The 5,171-nt window shown below is 63.8% G+C and carries 1 protein-coding gene; it reads right to left on the bottom strand.

Translation table 11 applies throughout. The features are described from left to right. A partial coding sequence (locus tag QQL85_RS26335; RefSeq protein ID WP_284368783.1) for a non-ribosomal peptide synthetase occupies window positions 1–5,171 on the bottom strand: 5,171 nt, incomplete at both ends.

The following is a 5,171-nucleotide window of genomic DNA, read 5'->3' as shown; positions in this document are numbered from 1 at the left end:
AGGGTGGGCGGGTCTTGCTCGCTGTAACCCTGCAGCCACGCTTCGTCCGCCTCCAGCAACAGGCACTGCACGCCCTCACCCAGCGGCAGTTGCGCCTGCAAGTGCGCCTGGGTCAGCAGCAGCTCGATGCCGCTGTCCTGCATCATGTAGGCCAGGCGGTCCTGCGGGTATTCCGGGTCCAGCGGCACATAGGCGCCACCTGCCTTGAGGATGCCCAGCAGGCCCACCACCATCTCCAGGCTACGCTCCACTGCCAGCCCCACCAGCACGTCAGGCCCCACGCCCAGCTCGCGCAGCTTGTGCGCCAGGCGGTTGGCGCGCTCGTTAAGCTGGCGGTAGGTCATGCCTTGCACGTCACACACCAACGCGGTGGCGTTGGGCCGGAGCGCCGCCTGCTCGGCGATCAGCTCGTGCAGGCAGCGCTCGGCAGGGAACTGTGCCGGCGCCGGGTTCCAGGCCTCGACGATGTGCTGTCGGGCCGCGGCGTCCAGCACGGCCAGATCACCGAGCGCTTGCTCCGGTTGGCTGACAATGCCCTGTAGCAGCTCGCGCCAATGACCCGCCATGCGCTGGACAGTCGAGGCATCGAACAACGCCGTCGCGTAGTTGAACGTGGCACCCAGGCACTCACCCAGTTCGACGGTTTCCAGGGTCAGGTCGAACTGCGCCGTGTGCTTGTCCCACGCCAGACCTTCGACACTCAGGCCTGGGAGGTGGTGACGCGCATCACGGGCCTGATTCTGGTGGCTGTACAGCACCTGGAACAGCGGGCTGTGGCTGAGGCTGCGCTCAGGGTGCAGCGCCTCGACCAGTTGCTCGAACGGCAGGTCCTGATGCGCCTGGGCTGCCAGTGCCGTCTGTTGCACCTGCCCCAGCAGGTCGACAAAGCGCATGCGCCCATCCACCTCGGCCTTGAGCACCTGCGTGTTGACGAAGAAGCCAATCAGGCGCTCGGTCTCCACGCGGTTACGGTTGGCTATCGGCACCCCCACGCGAATATCGCCCTGCCCCGAATAACGGTGCAGCAGCGTCTGGAAGCTCGCCAGCAGCAGCATGAACAACGTCACACCCCGCGCCTTCGCCAGGCCTTTCAGCCCTTCGACAAGCTCGGCGTCCAGTGCAATCGCCACGCTCGCACCGGCATGGCTCTGCACCGCCGGCCGCGGGCGGTCGGTCGGCAGTTCCAGCACCGGCTGGTCGCCTCCCAGTTGCGCCGTCCAGTACGCCAGTTGACGCGCCTGCTCACCCGCCTCCATCCATTGCCGCTGCCAGATGGCATAGTCCGCGTACTGGATTGGCAGCACCGGCAATTGCACCGCTACGCCTTGGCACTGGCCTTCATAGACGCGCACCAGCTCCTCCACCATCAGCGGCATCGACCAGCCATCGGACACGATGTGGTGCAGGGTCAGTACCAGCACATGGTCATCACCCGCCAGTTGCAACAGCTTGACCCGCAGCAGCGGCCCGTTTTCCAGGTCGAACGGCAAACCGGTCTCGACCTCTACCTGCTGGCGGATCAACAGGTCCAGATCTTCGCCGTCGGTAGCCAGTGGCTGCACACTCATGGCCAGCGGCAGGCTGGCATGAATCACTTGCACCGCCTGGCCATCGGCATGGGCGAATGTCGTGCGCAGGGTTTCGTGACGCGCGATCAGCGCCTCGAAACTGGCCCGCAACGCGGCCAGGTCCAGCGCGCCCTTCAGGCGCAACGCGGTGGCCATGTTGTAGGCCGCGCCCTCAGGCTCCAGCTGCCACAGGAACCACTGGCGTTGCTGGGCGTAGGAAAGCGCTAATGGCTGCTGACGGTCGATCACACCCAGCACCGGAGCCGAGCTGCGAGCAGCCCCGGCCAGGCCTGCGGTGAATTCGGCCAGTACCGGGGCTTCGAAAAGCGCCCGCAGCGGCAGTTCGATGTCCAGGGCCTGGCGGATACGGGATACCACCTGGGTTGCCAACAACGAGTGGCCTCCCAGTTCGAAGAAGCTGTCAGTCAACCCCACTTGCTCAACGTTCAGCACCTGCGCCCAGATCGCCGCCACCTGCTGTTCCAGCTCACTGCACGGGGCCACATACACCTGCGACTGCTGGCTGGCGTCGGGTTGTGGCAATGCGCGGCGGTCCAGTTTGCCGTTGGCGTTGAGCGGCAACCGATCAAGGAACAGGAAGTGGGTCGGCACCATGTACTCCGGCAGGCTGGCCTTGAGGTGCTCACGCAAATGAGCGCGCATGGCGTTGTCTGCGTCGGCGAGCGGCCCTTGTCCGGATGCAACCACCAGATACGCTGCCAGCTGCTTGCCACCCGGGCCAGGCACGTCGATCACTAGCGCTTCGCGCACCCACTCATGGGACTGCAAGGCAATCTCGATCTCGCCCAACTCGATCCGGAACCCGCGGATCTTTACCTGATGGTCGGTACGGCCTACATATTCGAGCATGCCGCCAACACCGTGGCGTGCCAGGTCACCTGTACGGTAAAGCCGCGCACCGCCATGTTCACTGCCATCGAACGGGTCCGGAAGGAAGGTTGCCGCCGTGCGCGCCGCATCGCCAAGATAACCACGCCCTACGCCGACACCGGCCACGAACAGCTCGCCGATGGCCCCTGCAGGCAACGGTTGCAGATTGCCATTGAGCAGGTACAGGCGATTGTTGTCAGTTGCCGTGCCGATGGGCAGGCGGATTCCCCGCGTCGACTCAAGTCCGACATTGAACAGGGCAACGTCATCGGAGCATTCCGCCGGACCGTAGGCATTGATCAGGCCCACATGCGGATATCGCTCCAGCCAACGCCGGGCCAGGTCCGGTGCCAGCGCCTCGCCGGTGGTCAGCAGCCAGCGCAAGCGCCCAAGCTCCTGCCCTGGCGCGCCAAGCAGTTCGAGTTCGTCGAGCATCACTTGCAGCAGCGAGGGCACGCTCTCCAGCACGGTGATGCCATGGTCACGGACATGCTGCAACAGCGCCTGAGGATCGCGGGCTATATCGTTGGGTACGAACGCGACGCGGGCGCCGAACAAGGGAGCCGCCAGCAACTGCCAAACCGAAATGTCAAAGCTTTGCGACGCTGTCTGCGCGATCACGTCCTGCTCGGTCAGGCTCAGGTAGGGAACCTTGCTCAACTGGTTGTTGAGCATGCCACGCTGTTCAACCTGAACACCTTTGGGCGTGCCCGTAGAGCCCGAGGTATAGATCAGGTACGACAGTGCCTGACCTTCCGTGTAGCGCCCCGGGAAGTCTCCACTGTCGACGTCGGCCTGCAGGCTTTCCCAGGCCAGAACCCGGGGCCGCGTCGAGGCGTCCATTCCGGCAACCAGTGCTCGCGCCCGTTCGCTGAATTGCGGGTCGGCCAGCAGCACCGGTGCGCGAGCCAGTGCGAGCACATCACTCAGCCGCTGGTCTGGCAGTTGCGGGTCCAGTGACAAGAATGCACAACCGGCCTTGAACGTACCAATGGTCATCGCCAGCAGTTCAAGATTGCGCTCACCCAGCAATGCCACAGGCTGGTCTGGAACCACTCCGTGCGCCAGCAGGTTGTGCGCGACACGGCTGGATTGCTGGTCGAGCTCGCGATAAGACCATGCACGCAGGCCAACGCTTGCGGCAATGCGCTCCGGCGTGGCGGCCACCTGGGCTTCGAACAGGTTCACATAGCCGGCATCCAGGGGGTAGTCGGCCGCTGGCTGCGGCTGTACCTGCAACGCCGCCAGCTCGCCGGCGGAGGTCATCGCCAGCTCGGCGAATGTGCCGTGGAAGCCCTCGGCCAGCGCCAACAGCAGTCGCCGGAACTCTTCCAGCAAGCCATTGATGGTCGGCTCATCGAAGAATGCCTGATCGTACGACAGGTGCAGGCCCAGCTCATCGCCCGGGTAAATCACCACAGTCAGCGGATAGTTGGTGTGCGTGCGCGACGTGGAGCCCTGGACGTTGAGCTGCTGGGCATTGTCCAGCACCTTGCTTTCCATCGGCGCGTTCTCGTAAACCAGCAAGCTGTCGAAAATCGCATGACCACGCTCCACACCGCTGCACGCCTGGACTTGCACCAACGGCAAGTGCTCATGCTCGCGCAGGGTAAAGTTCTTCTCGAACAAGCGTTGCAGCCAACGTTTCACGGTAAGGCTGTCGCCTGCCTGCGGGATCGCCACCCGAAGCGGAATACTGTTGATGAACAAGCCGACAGTACGCTGCATTTCCGGACGGCTGACCGGGCGGCCGGCGACCGTGACGCCGAACAGCACATCGTTCAAGCCACTGTAGCGATGCAGTACCAGTGACCATGCTGCCTGAGTGAACGTGTTGACGGTGATCTGGTTACGTTGTGCAAGCTCGTGCAACAAGCGGCTTTCGTCAGGCTTCAGGTACAGGTAGCTGTCGCCAATGCCAGATACCACGCCTTCGCCTTTCTTGCGGTCGAAAGGCAACGGTGTGACTTCACTGAAGTCCTCGAGCTCGGCCTGCCACGCTGCACGAGAAACGTTTTCGTCCTGCTGCTGCAACCAGCCAATGAAGTCACCAAAGCGCTCGGCGCTCGGCAGGGTCTGACCGTTGTAATAGGCGAAGAAGTCTTCGAACAGCTGCGAGTGACACCAGGCATCCAGCAGGATGTGGTGGTTGCTGAGAATGAACCAGTAATGATCTTCGCCGCGCTGAATCAAGCGCACCCAGGCGGGTGGCTGCTGCAACAGGTCAAAGCCCTGGTTGCGCTCCTCCAGCAGTAGCTGCTCCAGCGCCCGCTCCTGCTCATCCAGGGGCTGTGCGCGCCAGTCAAGGTAGTCGACACTCAGCTTCGGCTCGCGGTGGATGATCTGTAGCATGCGCCCTTCGCGATCGAGGCTGAACGATGCACGCAAGGCATCATGCCGGCGGGCGACGGACTGCCAGGCATCGGTGAACCGTTCGAAGTCGATGGTGCTGCGGATGGTCTTGCGCGCCTGCATGAAGTAGATGCCGGAGTGCGGATCCATCAAGGTATGCAGGAGCATGCCCTGCTGCATGGGCGACAGCGGGAAGATGTCCTCGACCTCGCTCAAGGCGATCGGCAAGCTGTCCAGCTGTGCCTGGTTCAGCCCGGCCAGCGGGAAGTCCGACGGCGTCGCACCCTGGTGCTCGCGCTGCACGCAGTGCGCCACCACGGCCTCCAGCTCCTCGGTGTAGGCCTGCGCCAACGCCTGCAC

Origin of the sequence: Pseudomonas putida (assembly GCF_030159595.1) — a bacterium.
GTDB lineage: Bacteria > Pseudomonadota > Gammaproteobacteria > Pseudomonadales > Pseudomonadaceae > Aquipseudomonas > Aquipseudomonas putida_AC.
Note: the sequence above shows the minus strand (reverse complement) of the source record. Positions and strands in the feature narration are given on the sequence as shown.